The following is an 18,961-nucleotide window of genomic DNA, read 5'->3' as shown; positions in this document are numbered from 1 at the left end:
CTTATACCGCTCCTAGTTGATGCAGACGCTGGATCTCATCCGCGCCATAACCCAGTTCACCCAGCAGGCTGTCGGTGTGCTGGCCCAGACCGGGAACCGCCTCCATACGCGGCTCGAAAGCGGTGTTGCACCCCGGTGGCAGCAGCGCCGGCAACTTGCCCGCCGGGCTGTCCACTTCGCGCCAGCGTTTACGGGCGGCCAGTTGCGGATGAGCCCACACACCGGCCATATCGTTGACATGGGCATTGGCAATCGCTGCCCCGTCGAGCCGGGCAATCACTTCATCGGCACCCATGCTGGCAAAGGTTTCAACAATGATGGCGCGCAACTCGCTACGGTTTTCTGAACGCCGTGCATTGGCATTAAAGCGCGGGTTGCTCGCCAGGTCTGGCTGTAGCAACACCCTGTCGCAAAATTGCTGCCATTCGCGTTCATTCTGCAGGCCAAGCATCACCGTGCCGCCATCGCCGGTGGGGAACGGGCCGTAGGGGTAGATGGTGGCATGCGCGGCCCCCGCCCGCGGCGGGGGCGCGGCACCGTCGTAGGCGTAATACAGCGGGTAGTTCATCCACTCCACCAGGCTTTCGAGCATCGACACATCGATGCGGCTGCCCTCCCCGGTCTTGTCCCGCAGCAGCAGCGCCGAAAGCACTCCGGTGTAGGCATACATGCCTGCAGCGATATCGGCAATCGAGCAACCGGCCTTGGCCATGTCATGTTCATCCGGCCCGCCGGTCACCGACAAAAACCCGCCTTCACTCTGGATCAGCAGGTCGTAAGCCTTTTTCTGCTCGTAGGGTCCGCCTTCGCCGTAACCGGAAATATCGCAGACGATCAACCGCGGGAAACGCTCATGCAGGGTTGCAAACGACAACCCCATACGTTCTGCCGCCCCCGGCGCCAGGTTCTGTACCAGCACATCGGCCGTGGCCAGCAGCTTGTCGAGCACGTCGGCAGCTTGCTGCTGCTTGACGTTGAGGGTCAGGCTTTCCTTGGAGCGGTTGGTCCAGACAAAGTGCGAGGCCAGACCGTTGACCCGCCCGTCATAGTCGCGGGCAAAGTCGCCGGAGCCGGGGCGCTCGATCTTGATCACCCGTGCACCGAGGTCAGCCAGCTGGCGGGTGCAAAACGGCGCGGCGATAGCATGCTCCAGGCTGATCACGGTAATACCGTCCAGCGGCCGGGGTTTGTGCGCGGTGGCGGTCATGATGGTCTCCCGATGCAGGTCAGTACACTCAAGTCGTCAAGATGGCGCAGGTGCCAGACCTGCTCGAGCAGCCCGCTGGCCTGTTCGTCGCTACGCGCTCCCGAGAAGGCCAGCAGGCGGCGAAACTTGTCTTCCAGTTCGGCGCGGCTCAACGTATTGCCCGGGTCGCCCCTGGGCTCATCGATGCTGCCCTGCAGGCTGCGCCCCTGCACCGTGGTCACCAGCACCCGGCCCAGCCAGCGTTGTGGATACGCATCGTCAACGTCGTTATCGAGGACCATACGCACCTTGTCGCGAAACGCGCCAACGCGCGCATCGCTCAGCGCATGCTGATGAAACTCGGGCAAGCCGGCCTTGCCATAGACGGCAATCAGGCCCAGCACCGTGCCCATGGAAAACTTGGCCTGGTGCACGCTCTGCGGCACCTCTACGCGGCCCAATACATCGATGGCGGCTTGATGGACGCGGGTGGTGACACTGGCGATGTCCTCTGCTCCAAGCCCCTCCCGCTGCATCAACGCCAGCAGCGCATCGGCCGCCGGGTGGGTGTGGCGGCACGAGGCGTGAAACTTGAACGAAGTCTCCGTCAGCGCCCAGCGGCTGCCCAGGCGATCGGACAGGCACGCCGGGTTGGCGTCGCTGGACATGCCGGCAGCCATGCCCTGCTCACCCTCAAGAATATTTTGCGCACCGCTCAGACCCTCGCCCGTCAGGTAAGCAGCCAGCAAACCATCAGCGGCGGCCTTGGCGGTATGCAGCTGCTTGGAGTCCGCGGCATCGCGCAGAAACTCCCACAGGCCCGCGGCCTGGGTCCCGGCAGTGCCCAGCAGGTGGGTGAACTGCTGCGGGTTGAACCCCATCAGCTTGCCGACCCCCACCGCTGCCGCCAGGGTGCCGACTGTAGCCGTGGTGTGAAAGATGCGGTAATGCGAACGACCAAGAAACTCACCGATGCGAATGCCCGCTTCATAACCGGCGACGGCGGCGACAATCAGATCGCGACCCGATTTTCCCAGGTCCTGTGCCGCCGCCAGCACCGCAGGAAACACCACGGTCGCCGGGTGCAGCACGGAGCTGTTATGCAGGTCGTCCTGCTCCACCAAATGGGAGCTGGCGCCATTGACCAGCGCGGCAAAATACGCCGAGGTGGTCTGGCCATTGACCAGAATACCGGCAGGCCCGGTGCCCGGGCCCATCTTCGCCACGTAGCGTTCAAACAACGGGATCGGGTGCGCGCCCTGACTGGCCAGGGCCGATCCCAGCCAGTCGAGAAACAGCTCTTCAGTACGGCTGATAACGGCTTCGGGTAATTGCTGGTAATCCAGGCTGGCCAAAAAACGGGTGAGCGCTTGCGTGTGCTGACTCATGCCGCGCTCTCCACTCGATTGGACAACTCGATCAGGTTCAGATCCGGGTCACGCAGGTAAATCGAGCGAATCGGCCCCTGGGCACCGGTGCGCATGACCGGCCCCTCGAGGATGGCAACACCCAGGCCGTGCAGCTGCTCGATCACAGCATCCAATGGGGTCGCGACGATAAAACACAGGTCTGCCGAACCCGGCAGTGGCTGGCTGGCCTTGGGCTCGAACTCGGCACCGGCCTGGTGCAGGTTGATCTTTTGCTGGCCGAACCCAAGGGCATGGCGGCCCTGACCGAACACCACGGGCTGCATGCCCAGCACCCGGCTGTAAAAATCCAGACTTGTGGGGATATCCCGTACTGTCAGGACCAGATGGTCCAGATGACTGATCTGCATGTTCTGTCTCCGTTAATTAAAAGGAACGCGGCAACTCGAGCAGATGCTCGGCCACATAGGACAGGATCAGGTTGGTGGAGATGGGCGCCACCTGGTACAGACGGGTCTCGCGAAACTTGCGCTCGACGTCATACTCATTGGCAAAACCGAAACCGCCGTGGGTTTGCAGGCAGGCATTGGCCGCTTCCCAGCTGGCCTTGGCTGCCAGGTACTTGGCCATATTGGCCGCCGCCCCGGCTTTACCCCCACTGTCGTATTCTTCGCAGGCGCGCCAGCGCATCAGGTCAGCGGCTTCCAGCTCGATATGGGCTTCGGCAATCGGGAACTGTACGCCCTGGTTCTGCCCGATCGGACGACCGAATACCACACGATCACGGGCGTACTGTGCAGACTTTTCATTGAACCAGCGGCCATCACCGATGCATTCAGCGGCGATCAGCGTGCGCTCGGCATTGAGCCCGTCGAGGATATAACGAAAGCCCTTGCCCTCTTCGCCGATCAGGCTGCTGGCGGGGATTACCAGGTTGTCGAAAAACAGCTCGTTGGTTTCGTGATTGACCATATTGGCAATCGGCTGCACGGTCAGGCCGTTGCCGATGGCTTCGCGCAGATCGACCAGAAAGATCGACATGCCGTCGGCTTTTTTCTGCACGTCGGCCAACGGCGTGGTGCGGGCCAGCAGGATCATCAGGTCGGAATGCTGAACCCGCGAAATCCACACCTTCTGGCCATTGATCACATACGTGTCGCCCTGGCGCACAGCAGTGGTCTTGATCTTCGTGGTGTCGGTGCCCGTGGTTGGCTCGGTCACTGCCATCGACTGCAAACGCAGCTCGCCACTGGCCAGCCGGGGCAGGTAATAACTTTTTTGCGCCTCGCTGCCGTGACGCAGCAAGGTAAACATATTGTACATCTGGCCATGCACGGTGCCGGAGTTGCCGCCACAGTGGTTCACTTCCTCAAGAATCACCGAGGCCTCAGCCAGCCCCAGGCCCGAACCGCCGTAGTGCTCGGGGATCATCGCCGACAACCAGCCGGCTTCGGTCATGGCGGCGACAAAGGCTTCAGGAAAGCCCTTGTCTTCGTCAATCTTGCGCCAGTACTCGGCTGGAAACTCCGCACACAGGGCGCGGACACCCTCGCGAATGGCGTTATAGTCTTCGTTCAGATACGGATTCATTAGCGCTCCTTGTTGTCGTTATTAGTCGAAGCTCACTTCGCCCTGCTGGGCGATACCCTCTGCGTTGCCCACCCACAACTCGGCTTTGCCCGCCGCCACGACCCGCCCCCGCAGCACAAAGGGCTGAGGCGCAATCAACGGCCGCACGCCGCGATAGGCAAAGCGCCGCACTTGGGCCTGGGGATTGGCGCGGCAAAAAGCGCGCAGACTGAGGGTGGCCATCAGCGGCCCGTGTACCACCAGCCCCGGGTAGCCTTCCGTTGCGGTCGCATAAGGCCAGTCGTAATGGATGCGATGGCCATTGAAGGTGACCGCCGAGTAGCGGAACAGCAAGGTGGGGCTCGGCGTGATCGACTCCTGCCAGATGCCCGCAGGCAAGGGCTCGCCCTCTGCCAGCTTGGGCGGGGTTGGTTCGCGGTAGACAATGTCCTGTTCTTCGCGAATGGCCAGTTGGCCGTCCTGCAGATAGTCATGCTGGACAGTGACAAACAGCAGCGAGCCGGTTTTACCGAGTTTTTCCCGAACATCGAGAATGGTGGAAAAACGCGTCGCCCTGGCATCCACCCTGAGCGGAGTAAAGAACTCGACACGCCCGCCCGCCCACATGCGGTTGCGGTTGTGGGCCGGAGGCAAAAAGCCGCCCCGGGCCGGGTGACCATCATCACCCAGCCCCTGTTCCTCTACCGTGGGCTGAAAGAAACACCACTGCCACAACGCCGGCAGAGGCTCCCCGGCCTGCGGCACCTTCTCACCGAAGGTCGCGGCGATACGGGTGACCAGGTTCAGGCTAAGAACGTCATGGATTTCTTCAGTACGACCGATCCAGTCGGCCAGTGCGTTATCGCTCATCGGTGATTGCCCCGTGGCTTGTTATTTTGGCCATGATTGCCAAAAGCCGGGCGATCTGTGAATCTGCGTTTCGGTAAGGGGGCGTTCGGTTTTACTTAACGCTCAAGCCCAACGGAAATCAGCCATGCATTTTGATCTTGTCGACCTGCGCCTGTTTATTCATATCGCCGAATCCCCCAGCCTCACCCAGGGTGCGCGCAAGGCGTTTATCTCGCCGCCAGCCGCCAGTGCACGGATCAAGAGCCTGGAAGAGAACCTGGCCAGCCGCCTGTTGTACCGCGACAGCCGCGGGGTTGAACTGACCCCCGCCGGTGAACTGTTCTTGCACCATGCGCGGATGATCATGCGCCAGGTGGACTATATGAAAAGCGAGTTCACCGAGTACGACACCGACGCGTCGGGGCATATCAGGATCTTTGCCAACACCACGGCAGCCACGGAATTCTTGCCCGGTATCCTGGCCGGTTTTCTTGCCGAACGCCCAGGTGTGACAGTGGACCTGCAAGAGCGCCTGAGCCGCGATATCGTCCGCGGGGTCATGGATGGCTCAACCGATATGGGCATCATCGCCGGTCCGGTCGAGGCTGACAGCCTGCAGGTCATCCACTTCAGCACCGACCAATTGATCCTGGTCACCTCACTGGATCACCCCCTGGCCCGCTCCAGGTCGATCAAGCTGGCCGAAACCCTGGCCTATCCGCATATCGGCCTGCACGAAGGCACTACCCTGCTGCGATTTTTAAATGAACAGGTCGCCCTGCACGGCAATACCCTGAACATGCGCATCAAGGTCTACAGCTTCGAAGCGATGTGCCGGATGGTCGAAGCCGGGGTGGGTATCGCCATCCTGCCGGAGTCTTCGGCCCGTCGTCACCAGCAGACCATGGGCCTGTCGGTGATCGAACTGGACGAGCCCTGGCGGGTGCGCGAACGCAGCATTCTGGTGCGCGACCTGCAGGCACTGCCCAAGGTGACCCGGGCCTTGATCAACAGGGTGCTGGAGCATCACAAGAGCGTTGAGCCTGGCAATTAGTCCTGCACCGATATCCTTGGCCAGCGATCAGACCCGGCATGCGATAAGCCGTCAGATCAGCCTTGCGGTGCAGCGCATCGACTCTGGTTGCGGTAATGCTGCGGGCCGATGCCCAAGTGCTTGTGAAACCCTCGCCGCATACGCTCTTCCCGACCAAAACCTGCGGTTTCGGCTATCCGCTTGATCGGCTCGCTGGTGGTTTTCAGCAACTGGCAGGCAGCTTCAATACGTAAGAGCTCTACCGCATGTGCAGGTGTATGGCCAGTAGTGGCCACGTAGGCACGGGCAAAGTGGCGCGCACTCATGCCAAATTGCTCCGCCAGTATTTCCACACGCAGGTCGCTTTGCAGGTTGGCTGCAATCCAGGCATGCAGACGCACCAGGCGCACGTCAGGGGCGGTACGCAAGGCCAGGGACTGGGCATTGAGCGAAGCGCTGAGCTGGGGTTGAGCCGCCGAGCGCCATACGAAAACGGTGAAATAGCGCGCCAGCTCCAATGCCGCATGGGGGCCAAGATCCTGCTCCACCAACCCCAGCGCCAGGTCGATACCGGCAGCAGCTCCCGCGCACGTCCACAGGTTCGCGTCATGCAGGTACAACCCTTCAGTCTGGCACTGGAGCGTCGGGTAGCGGGCTTGCAGTTCTTCGGCAAACTTCCAGTGGGTCACCACCTTGCGCCCCTCAAGCAGACCGGCAGCGGCCAAGGCGAATGTGCCAGTACCTATGGAACACAGCCTGCGTACGGCCGTGGCGCGGCGGCGCAACCAGCTGCACACAGGTACGCTGGCTTCAAGTGCTGCCACACCCGGCCCCCCTGCCACGATCAGGGTATCGATAACGTCCGCTTGCTGGTCGATCTGTTCCAGGGACAGTGTATTGACGCTGATCCCGGAAACCGAGGTTATCTGGCCTCCCATGGGCGATACGAGCAACAGCCGATAAGGTGGATCGCTGGCAAAAGTGCCGCCCAACAGCCGCGGTATCGCGGCGAAGACCTCAAGTGGCCCCGCGGCGTTGAGCAACAACAGCTCATCGAATGCCAGCACCACCACCGTACGCGGCGTGGCGTCCGGCATGGCAGCAAAAGAGGGGTGTTTGGCATGGAGCGCCACGGTTTGCCTCGACATACTCGATTCCACGCACACAGGGGAGACCGACAATGCTCCCCTGCCGCGCACAATACCAGTGGAACCTAGTGGGAGTGGCACCATGTCAAAACTGCACAACACCACCCTGAAGCGCCACAAGACCGGTCTGGTCGGCGTCGACCACGCCCGTAGCGCCGGTGGCTACACACTGTTCGCCCCGCAAACGGCAGATGGCAATGTGTTCCTGATCGATCTGGAAGGCGAAATCGTACACCGCTGGAAGCTGCCCTGGCGCCCCGGCCGCGACGCCGTAATACTGCGCAACGGCAACCTGGGATACAACGGCAACCACCCCGACTCGCCAGAGTTGTTTACGGGCTGGTCAGTCTGGCACGGCGGCGCCTTCAGCGAAGTCACTGCCGAGGGAGAAGTGGTGTGGGAACACACTGACCTGATGCACCATCACGATGCCCAATGGCTGGACAACGGTCATCTGCTCTACACCACCGTTGAACCGCTGAGCCCGCAGCTGGCCAGCCGCGTGGTGGGCGGCATTCCTGGCAGCGAAGCACCCGGCGGGGTGATCTATGCCGATGTGGTCAAAGAAGTCGACCGCCAGGGCCATGTTGTGTGGGAGTGGCGCAGCTGGGAGCACCTGCGCCCTGAAGACTATCCGCTGCATGATGCGTTTGAACGCTACCACTGGCCGATGACCAACGCCGTCTCGCCGGGCCGCGATGGCAAGATCATTCTCAGCCTGCGCAGCGTCTCTGCGGTGATTGCCATTTCGCGCAGCAGCAGTAAGGTGCTGTGGCGCCTGGGCCATGATCTGGTTGCGCAACAGCACTGCCCGAGCGAGCTGGAAAACGGCAACGTGCTGGTATTCGACAACGGCATCTTTCGGCCACATACCAGCATGCCGCACTCACGAATACTGGAAATAGAGCCACTGAGCCAACAGATCGTGTGGCAGTACGCCGATACCCCGGGCTATGCCTTTTTCACCCCGTTCATGGGCGGCGCGCAACGCCTGCACAACGGCAATACGCTGGTGACCGAGGCCAATTTTGGTCGACTGTTTGAAATCACGCCGACGGGAGAAGTGGTCTGGGAATATATCAATCCCTTCTTTGCCCCGTACCCGGATGCAGCCTCCAGAGCCTATCTGCCGGGTGAAAACAACGCGATCTTCCGCGCGCACCGTTATCAGCGCCGGGAAATACCATGGTTGGTTGTAACATAAAAAGCTAAAAGCCCCTCACCACGCCTCTCCCGGAGGGAGAGGCGTGGTGAGGGGCTTTTGATCTTTGACAACCTGCGGGATGAGGCGACCGGAAATCAATTCCGCTCGAGTGCATTCACCAGATCATGGAAAGCTTCACGGTTGGAGTCGTTGAGCCCCATCAGAATCTTGTGCGCTTCCAGCACTTTTACCCGCACAACTTCTTCTGTCTGATCCTGCGAAGGCAGGTCGGTCAGGCAATCCGGGCAAGGGATCGGCTTGCCGATGATGTTGAACACCTGATCGAAGCCCATCGACTCCAGCAGCCGGGTGATGTCTTCGTGGGTGGTGACAACAGTCGGCAACAGGCCTGTTTTTTGGCGCGACAATATCGACAGTTTCGCCAGCAAACCCAAGGTGGTGCTGTCGATACTGCGGGTTTCGGTGAGGTCAATCACGATGGCATTGAAATTCAACGCCGTGAAAATCCTCTCGATCGTCGCATCCAGTGCCGAACACAACGTCAGACGCACTTCACCCACAAACTTCAGGACAAAAGTGCCGTCCTGTTCGGCGAACTGAATTCTACCGGTACTCATTTAAGATTCCTGCTCAACACCAACAAGGCGATATCATCCGGCATCTCCCCTAGCGTAGCTAATCCAAACACTTTGCGCAGACCATCCAGGCTGCCGCCTGCTGCTTTCACCCGTTGCGGCAAAGCAGCTTCTTTCTCTTTGAGCGTCGGCTCGGTCAAAAGATCCAGGATACCGTCAGACATCAGAGTCAGGCTGAAAGCTTCAGGCAATTTCATAACCTGGTCTTCATAGGTGGCTTCGTTGAACAGGCCAACGGGCAAACCCCGCCCTTCCAGATAACGGACACTGTCTGGAGTGTAGAGCACCGGCAGCGGCAAGTGCCCGCCAATGCTATAGGTCAGCTCGCCGCTTTCTTCATTGATCACACCGCCCACCATGGTCACGTGCTTGCCCAGCTTGCAGTTGATCAGACCACGGTTGATATGCCCAAGCACTTCGGAGGGCTTGAACTCCGGCAAGGTGCCATTGCGCTTGGACTCGAACAGCAGGCGCGTGGTCATGAACTTGAGCAGCACCGTGACAAAGGCCGAAGAGGCGCCGTGCCCGGAAACATCCGCCAGATAGAAAGCGACCCGACGCTCGTCAACCCGGAAGTAGTCGACAAAATCCCCGGACAGATACAGTGACGGGATGATCTTGTGGGCAAAACTGAACTCATCAGTGGTCCAGGGGCTGACCGGCAGCATGTTCATCTGCACCTGCCGGCCGGCGTTCTGGTCTTCCTGCAGCAAATGCAGGCTGGCTTCCAGTTCCCGGTTGGCCGACTCCAGCTTCTCACGGTAGCGCTGGTTCTCAAGCTGCAACCGCGCACGATCCAGAGCTCGGTGAACCGAATGCTCCAGCACGGCAAGGTCTTCCAGCGGCTTGATCAGGTAGTCGGCAGCGCCAAGGCGCAAAGCCTCGACCACATCGCTCATCACGCCTGCGCCCGAGATGACGATCACCGGCGTTTGCGCCGACCGCTGGGCAACCTGGCGAATCACCTCCAGGCCACTCATTTGCGGCATGCGCAGGTCACAGATGATCAGATCTGGCTGCTCTTGCTCGAACATCTGAAGGCCTTGCAAGCCATTATTGGCCTGAAGGACGCTGAAGCCGCTGTCTTCCAGGTAGGCCGCCAGACTTGCGCGTACTACCTGGTCGTCATCAATGATCAGCAGCGTGGCACTGGTTTTTTGCATGTGGGCAAATGGCGCCAGAATTAGGTTGTCGTTGAAGCTCGTAAACGTCGGGCTCAACAACTGAAATGGCTTGTGAACATCCCTGATTCAAATCGACTGTATTGCTCGATCCTACAAAGGTGCCCGTGTAAGGCGCAGACGGTACTCCCATCCGCGGGGTGTTTCAAGCTCAGGCCGATAGCGGCTTGAGGTGTTCGTCACGTTAAATTACTGCGGGTTATAAGAACCACGTTTACGGCAACTAAAACCTTGGTAACAAAGGCCGCAAAGCCGATTGATTCTCATCTGCACCCATACAAAAAACGGCCACAAGGGCCGTTTTTTGCGCATCGGTCAAACGACTCAGAAGTCGTCGACAACCTGCCCGTCCTTGACCTTGAATTCACGGCTTTGCAGATACGCATTGCGGATAAAGATGTATTTATCCCCCGTGATCAATTTTTCGGCCGACAGCAGATTGGCGCGGGCATCGATGATTTTCATCCCGGCAACGGTGTTACGTGCTGAAACGTCATGCATGTAGCGGTAAGGTTCGGCATAGGAGTCCGGGTAGATGCCCAGGGCATCTCGCACCGTACTTGGGCCCAGCAGCGGCAATACAAGGTAAGGGCCGCTGCTCAGCCCCCAGTAGCCAAGGGTCTGGCCAAAGTCTTCGTCGTTGCGCTGCAGGCCCATCTTGGTGCCCACATCAAAGAAGCCGCCGACACCGATAATGGTGTTCATCAGCAAACGGGCGGTATCCACGCCCGCAGCGTGGGGTTTTACCTGCAGCACGTTGTTGGCCAGGTTGCGCACGTCACCGACGTTGCGGTACATATTGTGGATGCCATCCTCCAGAAACTGCGGAGTGATGAACTGGTAGCCCTGGGCAATCGGCTTCAGGGCATAGGTGTCGAGGGTGTCGTTAAACTTGAACACAACGCGGTTAAACCCTTCCCACGGGTCATCCTCGGTGGCGGCATTGGCAGCAAACGGCATCATGGCCACACCGGCACAGACAAACAATGGGGCGAGACGAACAGTCCAGCGCATAGCAAAACTCCCTGAAGTTACTCAACACTTGGGCGCTATGCCCTGAGTCTGAACATCAGTATAACGGCAAATGGCTTTTAGGCAGCCCCCAAGCAATCGCCTAAACAGACTTGTATAAAAGATAGACGTTCCCCCCGCTGCCGATTCTTTTAAAACCACCCGCCTGAACGACAAAAACACGCATCGGGGATTTTGATAGAGATCATGCACTTCGCCCGCGAGTGGATTAATCTAGAGACAGACCTTTTGCTCACTTCGAAGGTCTACACCAGAGCCTATCAATAAAGGATGAATGCTATGCCTGCCCGCGATCTGCAAGAACAACTCAATACCTTGCGCGAGCAACTGGAACAGAACCCGCCGCTCACCCAGGAAGAGCGTGAACACTTGAACCAGCTCGCCACACAAATCCAGGCTCAGATCGACATCGAAAAAGCGACCAACGATTCCAGCCTTGCCGACAGCGTCAACCTCGCTGTAGAGCGCTTTGAGGTCGATCATCCCACTCTCGCCGTTACCCTGCGCAGCATCGTGCAAACCTTGGGCAATATCGGCATCTGATTTCCGGTAACCCCCAGAAACAAAAAAGCCCCGACTCATTGCACATGAGCCGGGGCTTTGTTTTGCAACTCAGGCTGTCAGAGCCCTGATTGACCGCTCAACGCCAGGTCCAGCAGCTCGCGGTTGGCCACCGCGTACATGGCATAGTCGCTGCCGGTGGCGGCACGCAGATCCACCAGCATCGAGCGCCAGCGCTCAACCATCGAGTGGTTCTGTTCAAGCCACAGCGCCAGCCGTGCCTCGATACTTTCCCCGGCCTCGGTCATCTGCAACACCGAAATGGTAATTGCCCGCTGCTGCCAGTCGATATCGTCGCGGAACGCCTCGCGGGCCAGGGCCTGCCAGTTGTTCTCCACCGGCAGGTTGCTGATCTGCTGCAAGTACCAGGTCAGGTCCAGCGCACTGCCCACGGCGAAGTACGTCTTGGCCACATCCGCAGCATTTTGCCCGGTGACATCCGAAGCCTCGATAATCGGCAACAGGGTATACAGGTGCGTGGTACCCGCTACCATGCGCGCCAGCAACTCCGGCACGCCCGCCTCGACGTAGGCCTGATAGCGGGTCTGCCAGCCTTCGCGGGTCGGCCCTTCCAGCAGTTCGTCGAGCTTGAGGCCCAATGCCGCCAGATGCGGGCCGAAATGCGCCACATCCCGTGCAGCATCCAGCTCGTTACGACGGCTGCGCAGGAACCAGCGTGTAGCGCGGCGCCCCAGACGCATCAACTCATCCATCAGCGCCAGCTGGATTTCAGCCGGTACCTGATAGTCCAGCGCCTCGATCTGCCGGAACCAGTGTGGCAGGTGGAAAATATCACGCACGATGACGTAGGCGCCGGCCACGTTGGCAGCACTCATCCCCGTCGACTCTTTCAGGCGCTCGACAAAGGTGATGCCCATATGGTTGACCAGATCGTTGGCAATCTGGGTGCTGACGATTTCACGCTTCAGGCGGTGGCGACGCATGGCTTCGGCAAATTTGCTCACCAGCATCGGCGGGAACGCGGTTTCCATGTCCCGGGTCAGGTAGTCGTCATCCGGCACCCGGGAGTTGAGCAGCGCCTCTTTAAGGTCGATCTTGCTGTACGAGATCAGCACCGACAGCTCGGCACGGGTCAGACCGTGGCCCGCCGCTACGCGCTCGTTGAGCTGCTCTTCTGACGGCAGGAATTCGATGGCACGGTCCAGCTTGCCACGGGCTTCCAGATCGTTCATCAGGCGCTTGTATTCGGCAATCCGCTCATAGGCCTTGCGCGCGGCCAGCGAAATGGCCTGGGTCTGCTTGTAGTTGTTGCCCAGGACCAGGCCGCCCACCTCATCGGTCATGCTGCCCAGCAGCTGGTTACGCTGCTTCTCGGTCATATCGCCGGCCTGCACCACTTCATTGAGCAGGATCTTGATATTCACTTCGTGGTCAGAGCAGTCCACACCGCCGGCATTATCGATAAAGTCGGTGTTGGAGCCGCCGCCATTGAGGTTGAACTCGACACGGCCCAGCTGGGTCATGCCCAGGTTGCCGCCCTCGCCTACCACCTTGCAGCGCAGCTCATTGCCGTTGACCCGTAATGCATCATTGGCCTTGTCGCCGACATCGGCATGGCTTTCGCTACTGGCCTTGACGTAGGTGCCGATACCGCCGTTCCACAGCAGATCCACCGGGGCCTTGAGCAAGGCATTGAGCAGTTCGGTGGGGGTCAGCCTGTCAGCGGTAATCGCGAAGCGCTCTTTCATCTGCGCGGAGATGGCGATGCTTTTCGCGCTGCGCGAGAAGATCCCGCCGCCCGCCGACATGATGCCGGTGTCGTAGTCCGACCACGCCGAACGCGGCAGATCGAACAGGCGCCGACGCTCGGCGAAGCTGCTGGCAGGCTCCGGGTTCGGGTCGATAAAGATATGCAGGTGGTTGAACGCTGCGACCAGTTGCAACTGATCGGACATCAGCAGGCCGTTGCCGAACACGTCACCGGCCATATCGCCGATACCGACCACGCTGATGCTGTCTTTCTGAACGTTGATCCCGCGCTCTTTAAAGTGACGCTGCACGCCAACCCAGGCACCTTTGGCGGTAATGCCCATCTTTTTATGGTCATAACCGGCCGAACCGCCCGAAGCGAACGCATCGCCCAGCCAGAAGCCGTAATCGATGGCAATGCCGTTGGCGATATCGGAGAAGGTCGCGGTGCCCTTGTCGGCAGCCACCACCAGGTACGGGTCATCATCATCGTGACGGACCACGTTCAACGGCGGTACCAATGCGCCGTCTTTCAAGTTGTCGGTGATGTCCAGCAGGCCGGAAATAAAGATCCGGTAGCAGGCAATCGCCTCGGCCTGGATTTCATCACGGCCGCCGCCCAGCGGCAGGCGGCGCGGCACGAAGCCGCCTTTGGCACCCACCGGCACAATGACCGAGTTTTTCACTTGCTGGGCTTTTACCAGGCCCAGCACTTCGGTGCGGAAGTCTTCTTCACGGTCCGACCAGCGCAAGCCGCCACGGGCCACGTTGCCGAAGCGCAAGTGCACGCCTTCAACCCGCGGCGAGTAGACGAAGATTTCAAACTTCGGCACCGGCCTTGGCAGCTCGGGGATCAGGTGCGGGTTGAACTTGAAGCTGAAGTAGGAACGGTTGTGACCGTTGCCATCCGGCTGGTAGAAGTTGGTGCGCAACGTGGCTTTGATCAAGTCCAGGTAACGACGCAGGATGCGGTCTTCGTTGAGCACCTGCACATCGTCCAGGGCTGTCAGGATCGCCTGTTCCAGACGCAGCTGCTTGTCTTCGAGGTCTTCGGCCGTCAGCTTGCGCGCCAGGTAGAAGCGGGTCTTGAACAGCCGGGTCAACTCGCGGGCGATGTCGGTGTGGTTGTTCAGGGTGCTGGCGATATACCCCAGGTCAAAACCCAGGCGAATCTGCTTCAGGTAACGCGCGTACGCACGCAGCAGCGCCACGTCGCGCCATGGCAGGCCGGCAGTCAGTACCAGGCGGTTGAACGCATCGTTCTCGGCATCGCCGCGTACGATATGCACGAACGCATCCTGCAGCGTGTCGTTGAGTTGCTGGATATCCAGGTTCAAGCCTTCGCCAGCGGTAAAGGCGAAGTCATGGATCCAGAACTCACGGCCATTGGCATGCCGCAAACGGTACGGGAACTCGCCCAGCACGCGCAGGCCGAGGTTCTCCAGAATCGGCAGGACATCGGACAGGGCCAGCGGTGTATCGGCGTGATACAGCTTGCAATGCAGCTCCTGACCGGCACTTTGCCCCAGCGGCTGATAGAAACTCATCACCAGCGGGTTCTTTTCGCTGAGGTTCATCAGGTGCTGCATGTCGACCACGGCCGAATGTGCAGCAAAGCGCTCGCGATAGCCTGCCGGGAAACCTTTGGGGAAATCGGCCAGCACTTTGGTGCCATTGGCCTCGCCAAAGCTTTCGACCACCAGGCTGGCGTAATCGTCCTGCCAGCTGCGGCAGGCCTGGACCACTTCTTTTTCCAGCAACAGCGGGTCGATATCGATGCGGTTTTTCGGGTCAACCCGCAGAATCAGCTGCACGCGGGCCAGCACCGACTCCGAGAAGAAGGTCCAGAACTCGCAATCCGACGCCTGCAGACGCTCCATCAGCACCTGCTGGATTTTCTGCCGCACTTCGGTGGAGTAGATATCCCGCGGTACGTAGGCCAGGCAATAGCAGAAGCGGCCGTACGGGTCCTTGCGCAGGAACACGCGAATCTTGTTGCGCTCCTGGATCTGCACGATCGACATCACGGTGTTGAACAGTTCGTCCACCGGAGTCTGGAACAGGTCGTCACGGGGCAGGACTTCCACCACCTGGGCCAGTTCCTTGCCCAGGTGAGCCTTGGCCTGGAAGCCCGAGCGGCGCTCGATTTCTGCCACCTTGCGACGAATATAAGGGATCACCCGCACGCTCTCGCCGTACACCGAAGAGGTGTACAGGCCCATAAAGCGGCACTCCTTGATGACCTTGCCGCTGGCATCGATCTGGCGAATCGACACATAGTCCGGGTACGCCGGGCGATGCACGCGGCTCGGGTGCGCGGCCTTGGCGAACGACAGCAGGGTCGGCTCGCGCAGGTAGCTGACGGCGTAGTCTTCGATACGCAGGTCTTCGGCGGTGAGCCCGGCGCGCAACAGCTTGGTCAGGCCCAGGAACGAGTCGGGGTCATATTCGATATGACCGCCATCGGCATCGTCACGCACCACAAATTCTTCATAGCCCAGGAAGGTGAAGTGGTTGCCCACCAGCCATTCCAGGAAGCTTTTGACTTCGGCTTTCTCATCGGCATCGACGGCGTACTGGCAGTTGTCGACACTGGCCAGCAGCTCCTGCACCTTGGCCTTCATCGGCTCGAAGTCAGCCACGGCAACCCGTACTTCACCCAGAACCTGCTCCAGTTCCTTGCTCAGCACATTCAATTCGGCAGCGTGTGCGCAGCGATCGATTTCCAGGTACATCAGCGACTCTTGCGAGACGCCTTCCCCCGTGGTGCCCTTGGGCAGAATTTCCAGCAACTCGCCTTTGGCGCCGCGACGCACGCTCAACACCGTGGTTTGCAGGGTATGAATGCTGTAACCGCGACGGTTCAGCTCGGTACGCACCGAGTCCACCAGAAACGGCAGGTCGTGGTGCAGGACTTCAACTGCCGTGTGGGTGGACTGCCAGCCGTGGCGCTCGTAGTCGGGGTTGAATACCCGCACTTGCGGCTGGGCCGGGTCGAAACGCTCCAGCAGGCGCCACGCCGACAGCGTGCAGCCGGCGAGGTCGGACATGCGCCGCTGGGTAAGTTCATCCAGAGAAATGATGCCGAAGAATTGCTCAGCGAACAGCGCCACTTGTGGCAGTGCCTGTTCACTGATGTGCTGCGCCAGTGCCGCTTGCAGTTGATGCTGGAAGTCGGCTTTGCTGGCTGCGGTGAAGAACGCCATCTGTGGTACTCCGCTTGGGCTTGTTATTGAGAGAAGCGTCGCGTGTTGTTCCCGCGTGAGGAGGTGAAGCTGGCCGTGACCCACGGGTCACATTCACCTGCAAGGATGGTGATCTACAAAAACGACTGCCGGTTGAACAGGCTGTGTCTTTAGAGATAACAATCACCGCGCAGCTTAACGATTGCGCTGTACGGCCTGCTTACGGTGCGGCGACATATTCGGTCATCGGGACGCAACCGCCAGGGCGGACATAGAACAACCCTAGCATCGGCAAGCGAAAAACCTTCATAAAAGCACCGTAGTTTCCGTAGCGAGCAACAGAAATGACTGACCATTTGCCCAGTTGTTCCATTCAAACCTGCACAAATCGGTTCAGGCTGGCAAAATTGGCCTCTGATCGACCTACCCGCGCCCAGAGCGCCAGGAATTACCCATGCAAATGACCACCGACCACCTGCTCGCCAACCCGTGCGACGACGAAGAAGACAATATGGCCATGCTGTGCTGCCACACCGACAGCGGCGAAATGTTTCTGATGACCCGTTACCCGGACGAAGACGAGCTGGAAATCACCCTGGAAGACGAGCCTTCGACCCTGGACGGCGTCAAGGTCACCTTGAGCCCTACCCGCCTGCTGATCGAAATCGGCGCGGGTGATGCGGACGTTCTCAAGGGCGATGACCACCTGGAAATCCTCCACAACACCCCTGCGGCAGACCTTGGCGAAGTCGAAGAGACCCTGCAGAACATCCTCAAGGGCACCGGTACCTATATCAGCGAGCTGAATTAATCCTCCATGAGGAAGGGAGTCTTGCAGGGCACATTGTGGGAGCGAGCCTGCTCGCGATGCAGGCGATGCGATCTGTCTGGCCCAGCGCACTGATACCATCGCGAGCAGGCTCGCTCCCACAGTCATACACTTCCACTGGAGCTCACCACCATGCGCCCGATCTTCGATGCCCACTGCCATATCATTGACAGCGCCTACCCGCTGATTCCCAACAATGGCTATGTGCCCGAGTTCTTCAGTGTCGATGACTACCTGGCCCGGGCCACCCCCCTGGGTATCGTGGGCGGTGCCGTGGTATCGGGTTCCTTTCAGGGCTACGACCAGAGCTACCTGATCGCTGCACTCAAGCGTTTAGGCCCGGGGTTTGTGGGCGTGACCCAGTTGCCCGCCAGTGTCACCGATGCCGAGCTGCAGACCCTGCGCCGGCAGGGCATCCGCGCCCTGCGCTTCAACCTCAAGCGCGGAGGCTCCGAACAACTTGACCAGCTCGAATCATTGGCCATGCGCGTGCATGAACAAGTGGGCTGGCATTCCGAGCTGTACGTTGACTCACGGGAACTGTCAGGGCTGGAAGACCGGTTGCGACGCCTGCCGGCGCTGAGCATCGACCACCTGGGTATAAGCCATGAGGGCCTGCCCAGCCTGCTGCGCCTGGCGGAGCACGGCGTGCGGATCAAGGCCTGCGGTTTTGGCCGGGTTGATTTTGCCGTGCCGCAAGTACTGCAACAGATCCATAGCATCAACCCCGACGCCCTGATGTTTGCTACGGACCTGCCATCAACCCGGGCGCCACGTGCCTTTGAGGACAACGATATCGCCTTGCTGGTAGAGGCCCTTGGCGAAGACGGCGCACACAAAGCCCTGTGGCATAACGCCAGAACGTTTTATCAATAACACCCCTGGCAGGCTCGCCGGTTGCGGGCTTACTTCACGAGTTCCAGGATCAAGAGTGATTCACTCGTTTGTCGGGCAGACACACGTGTAGCGCTTTCAGGAAAAACGGGCTCAATTTCAATCCGCGCAGTAAAACTTTTACCTTGAACAAAATGCCCATTTTGCGTGGCAGCGAAGTTATTCCCAGGCTGCAATCGCAAGCCGGTCTCTGCGCCCCCCTGCAGTACCCCGTCTGGCGTGGTTCTTGACAACAACACCGCCTGACCATCGACTTGCGCATCCAGCACCAGGACGTTGACACTGCCACGATCGCCATGGAGCAAATCACCATTTACCCCTTGCGCCCCGCGCAATGCCAGACGCATGTTTTGGGGGAAAGGACAGCCAATATTCACCATCAGTGTGCGCTTGCCCAACGACAGGGCCTGGGGGTTATCCCCAACCTGGAGCTGCCCTCGTGACTGACTGCCATAATCAATCACCGGTGCCCCGGCAGACAGGCTGCAGCGAGTATCCGCCGGTAAAGCTGGCTGGATGCCAGCCCCGGGGATCTCGGAGTCAGCCATCGCCACGCCCGGATAAATCAATACCCCCCACAGCAGACCTGTCGTTATAAACCGGTTCATGACACCCTC

General features: G+C 59.8%; 16 protein-coding genes. 5 read left to right on the top strand and 11 right to left on the bottom strand.

The window, feature by feature from the left end:
- Window position 1: 1 nt before the first annotated feature.
- From ACP7BE_RS02550 to ACP7BE_RS02530, 5 genes are read right to left on the bottom strand one after another with little or no spacing between them, the layout of a single operon-like run.
- Entirely contained in the window at window positions 2-1,207 is a 1,206-nt protein-coding gene (locus tag ACP7BE_RS02550) for a CaiB/BaiF CoA-transferase family protein (RefSeq protein ID WP_340068710.1), read from the bottom strand.
- On the bottom strand, window positions 1,204-2,574 hold the full coding sequence (locus ACP7BE_RS02545) for an MmgE/PrpD family protein (protein ID WP_095025855.1): 1,371 nt from the start codon (window positions 2,572-2,574) through the stop codon (window positions 1,204-1,206). Before ACP7BE_RS02545 ends, ACP7BE_RS02550 begins: the two co-directional genes overlap by 4 nt.
- On the bottom strand, window positions 2,571-2,963 hold the full coding sequence (locus ACP7BE_RS02540; RefSeq protein ID WP_095018112.1) for a VOC family protein: 393 nt from the start codon (window positions 2,961-2,963) through the stop codon (window positions 2,571-2,573). Before ACP7BE_RS02540 ends, ACP7BE_RS02545 begins: the two co-directional genes overlap by 4 nt.
- 16 nt (window positions 2,964-2,979) lie before the next feature.
- A complete protein-coding gene (locus ACP7BE_RS02535) occupies window positions 2,980-4,143 on the bottom strand; it encodes an acyl-CoA dehydrogenase family protein (RefSeq protein WP_095000532.1) in 1,164 nt (387 codons plus the stop codon).
- A gap of 21 nt (window positions 4,144-4,164) precedes the next feature.
- Window positions 4,165-4,992 (bottom strand): FAS1-like dehydratase domain-containing protein, encoded by an 828-nt coding sequence (locus ACP7BE_RS02530; protein ID WP_095026873.1) that lies wholly within the window; start codon window positions 4,990-4,992, stop codon window positions 4,165-4,167.
- Window positions 4,993-5,116: 124 nt separating this feature from the next.
- Between ACP7BE_RS02530 and ACP7BE_RS02525 the strand changes: the two genes are divergently transcribed.
- Window positions 5,117-6,025, top strand: a complete 909-nt coding sequence (locus tag ACP7BE_RS02525) for a LysR family transcriptional regulator (protein WP_130871603.1) — start codon at window positions 5,117-5,119, stop codon at window positions 6,023-6,025.
- Between the two features lie 56 nt (window positions 6,026-6,081).
- Here the strand turns inward: ACP7BE_RS02525 and ACP7BE_RS02520 are convergent, their stop codons facing one another.
- Window positions 6,082-7,152 (bottom strand): GlxA family transcriptional regulator, encoded by a 1,071-nt coding sequence (locus ACP7BE_RS02520; RefSeq protein WP_095026874.1) that lies wholly within the window; start codon window positions 7,150-7,152, stop codon window positions 6,082-6,084.
- Window positions 7,153-7,234: 82 nt separating this feature from the next.
- Between ACP7BE_RS02520 and ACP7BE_RS02515 the strand changes: the two genes are divergently transcribed.
- Window positions 7,235-8,356 (top strand): aryl-sulfate sulfotransferase, encoded by a 1,122-nt coding sequence (locus ACP7BE_RS02515; protein ID WP_426104598.1) that lies wholly within the window; start codon window positions 7,235-7,237, stop codon window positions 8,354-8,356.
- Between the two features lie 95 nt (window positions 8,357-8,451).
- Here the strand turns inward: ACP7BE_RS02515 and rssC are convergent, their stop codons facing one another.
- The 3 genes from rssC to ACP7BE_RS02500 all read right to left on the bottom strand — a co-directional run bounded on the left by rssC (window position 8,452) and on the right by ACP7BE_RS02500 (window position 11,147).
- Window positions 8,452-8,934, bottom strand: a complete 483-nt coding sequence (gene rssC, locus ACP7BE_RS02510) for an anti-sigma factor antagonist RssC (protein WP_095000537.1) — start codon at window positions 8,932-8,934, stop codon at window positions 8,452-8,454.
- Window positions 8,931-10,115 (bottom strand): two-component system response regulator RssB, encoded by a 1,185-nt coding sequence (gene rssB / locus ACP7BE_RS02505; protein ID WP_095000538.1) that lies wholly within the window; start codon window positions 10,113-10,115, stop codon window positions 8,931-8,933. The genes rssC and rssB overlap by 4 nt, the downstream gene beginning before the upstream one ends.
- A 342-nt stretch (window positions 10,116-10,457) precedes the next feature.
- On the bottom strand, window positions 10,458-11,147 hold the full coding sequence (locus ACP7BE_RS02500; protein WP_095000539.1) for an MlaA family lipoprotein: 690 nt from the start codon (window positions 11,145-11,147) through the stop codon (window positions 10,458-10,460).
- Between the two features lie 297 nt (window positions 11,148-11,444).
- Here ACP7BE_RS02500 and ACP7BE_RS02495 point away from each other — a divergent pair, with 297 nt between their 5' ends.
- Entirely contained in the window at window positions 11,445-11,708 is a 264-nt protein-coding gene (locus ACP7BE_RS02495) for a DUF4404 family protein (protein WP_095000540.1), read from the top strand.
- Between the two features lie 77 nt (window positions 11,709-11,785).
- On the opposite strand, the gene ACP7BE_RS02490 is transcribed toward ACP7BE_RS02495, so the two are convergent.
- Window positions 11,786-16,642, bottom strand: a complete 4,857-nt coding sequence (locus tag ACP7BE_RS02490) for an NAD-glutamate dehydrogenase (RefSeq protein WP_426104595.1) — start codon at window positions 16,640-16,642, stop codon at window positions 11,786-11,788.
- Window positions 16,643-17,075: 433 nt separating this feature from the next.
- Between ACP7BE_RS02490 and ACP7BE_RS02485 the strand changes: the two genes are divergently transcribed.
- Complete coding sequence (locus ACP7BE_RS02485; RefSeq protein WP_095000542.1) at window positions 17,076-17,432, top strand: hypothetical protein; 357 nt, start codon at window positions 17,076-17,078, stop codon at window positions 17,430-17,432.
- Window positions 17,433-17,582: 150 nt separating this feature from the next.
- Window positions 17,583-18,326 (top strand): amidohydrolase family protein, encoded by a 744-nt coding sequence (locus ACP7BE_RS02480; RefSeq protein WP_426104593.1) that lies wholly within the window; start codon window positions 17,583-17,585, stop codon window positions 18,324-18,326.
- A 29-nt stretch (window positions 18,327-18,355) separates the two neighbouring features.
- Here ACP7BE_RS02480 and ACP7BE_RS02475 read toward each other — a convergent pair whose 3' ends face one another.
- Complete coding sequence (locus ACP7BE_RS02475; RefSeq protein WP_095000544.1) at window positions 18,356-18,952, bottom strand: fimbrial protein; 597 nt, start codon at window positions 18,950-18,952, stop codon at window positions 18,356-18,358.
- Window positions 18,953-18,961 lie beyond the last annotated feature (9 nt).

The organism is Pseudomonas sp. TWR1-1-3 (assembly GCF_049896805.1).
GTDB classification, from domain to species: domain Bacteria; phylum Pseudomonadota; class Gammaproteobacteria; order Pseudomonadales; family Pseudomonadaceae; genus Aquipseudomonas; species Aquipseudomonas bubulae.
Note: the sequence above shows the minus strand (reverse complement) of the source record. Positions and strands in the feature narration are given on the sequence as shown.

Coding starts and splice junctions, on each gene's coding strand:
- ACP7BE_RS02550 (WP_340068710.1), bottom strand. CDS start 1,207: ATGACCGCCACCGCGCACAAACCCCGGCCGCTGGACGGTATTACCGTG.
- ACP7BE_RS02545 (WP_095025855.1), bottom strand. CDS start 2,574: ATGAGTCAGCACACGCAAGCGCTCACCCGTTTTTTGGCCAGCCTGGAT.
- ACP7BE_RS02540 (WP_095018112.1), bottom strand. CDS start 2,963: ATGCAGATCAGTCATCTGGACCATCTGGTCCTGACAGTACGGGATATC.
- ACP7BE_RS02535 (WP_095000532.1), bottom strand. CDS start 4,143: ATGAATCCGTATCTGAACGAAGACTATAACGCCATTCGCGAGGGTGTC.
- ACP7BE_RS02530 (WP_095026873.1), bottom strand. CDS start 4,992: ATGAGCGATAACGCACTGGCCGACTGGATCGGTCGTACTGAAGAAATC.
- ACP7BE_RS02525 (WP_130871603.1), top strand. CDS start 5,117: ATGCATTTTGATCTTGTCGACCTGCGCCTGTTTATTCATATCGCCGAA.
- ACP7BE_RS02520 (WP_095026874.1), bottom strand. CDS start 7,152: ATGTCGAGGCAAACCGTGGCGCTCCATGCCAAACACCCCTCTTTTGCT.
- ACP7BE_RS02515 (WP_426104598.1), top strand. CDS start 7,235: ATGTCAAAACTGCACAACACCACCCTGAAGCGCCACAAGACCGGTCTG.
- rssC (WP_095000537.1), bottom strand. CDS start 8,934: ATGAGTACCGGTAGAATTCAGTTCGCCGAACAGGACGGCACTTTTGTC.
- rssB (WP_095000538.1), bottom strand. CDS start 10,115: ATGCAAAAAACCAGTGCCACGCTGCTGATCATTGATGACGACCAGGTA.
- ACP7BE_RS02500 (WP_095000539.1), bottom strand. CDS start 11,147: ATGCGCTGGACTGTTCGTCTCGCCCCATTGTTTGTCTGTGCCGGTGTG.
- ACP7BE_RS02495 (WP_095000540.1), top strand. CDS start 11,445: ATGCCTGCCCGCGATCTGCAAGAACAACTCAATACCTTGCGCGAGCAA.
- ACP7BE_RS02490 (WP_426104595.1), bottom strand. CDS start 16,642: ATGGCGTTCTTCACCGCAGCCAGCAAAGCCGACTTCCAGCATCAACTG.
- ACP7BE_RS02485 (WP_095000542.1), top strand. CDS start 17,076: ATGCAAATGACCACCGACCACCTGCTCGCCAACCCGTGCGACGACGAA.
- ACP7BE_RS02480 (WP_426104593.1), top strand. CDS start 17,583: ATGCGCCCGATCTTCGATGCCCACTGCCATATCATTGACAGCGCCTAC.
- ACP7BE_RS02475 (WP_095000544.1), bottom strand. CDS start 18,952: ATGAACCGGTTTATAACGACAGGTCTGCTGTGGGGGGTATTGATTTAT.